Source organism: Streptomyces sp. P9(2023), from assembly GCF_032436795.1.
Classification (GTDB): Bacteria; Actinomycetota; Actinomycetes; order Streptomycetales; family Streptomycetaceae; genus Streptomyces.
In genome coordinates, this window is record NZ_JAUPWM010000179.1 from 1 (window position 1) to 419 (window position 419).

Annotated in this window: 1 protein-coding gene; it reads right to left on the minus strand. The window is 44.2% G+C overall.

The window, feature by feature from the left end; all coding sequences use genetic code 11:
- Positions 1-419 (minus strand): ABC transporter ATP-binding protein (locus tag Q5762_RS37250; RefSeq protein ID WP_315896741.1); only part of this gene is annotated, 419 nt, incomplete at both ends.

The following is a 419-nucleotide window of genomic DNA, read 5'->3' on the forward strand; positions in this document are numbered from 1 at the left end:
TGGCATCCTTGACGGCTTTTTCATCTTCTAATGTCCAGCGACGTAGAAAAGATTGATGAGGAAAGCGTCCTCTTGCGACCAGTTCATGCACAGTGATACCTGTTGGTGCGATGGCAGATTGAGGGAGTAAACTGAGTATTTTAGCTAATTCCTTTCGTGGATATCGTTCGAGGTTCTTACCATCAAAGCAAATTTTTCCTTCACTGGGGGAGAGCAGTTTACTTAGCCCGCGCAGTAAAGTCGATTTTCCACAGCCATTGGGTCCAAGGATAACGGTAAATTGCTTATCTGGTATGTCAAGCGATAGTCCATGAGTGATCTGAGTATCTTGATAAGCGAGCGTGATATTTTTGGCTTGCAAGCGGCTCTCTTCAAATGTGGATTGTAGTGTATTTACCAAAACATCAGCTTCCGGATTG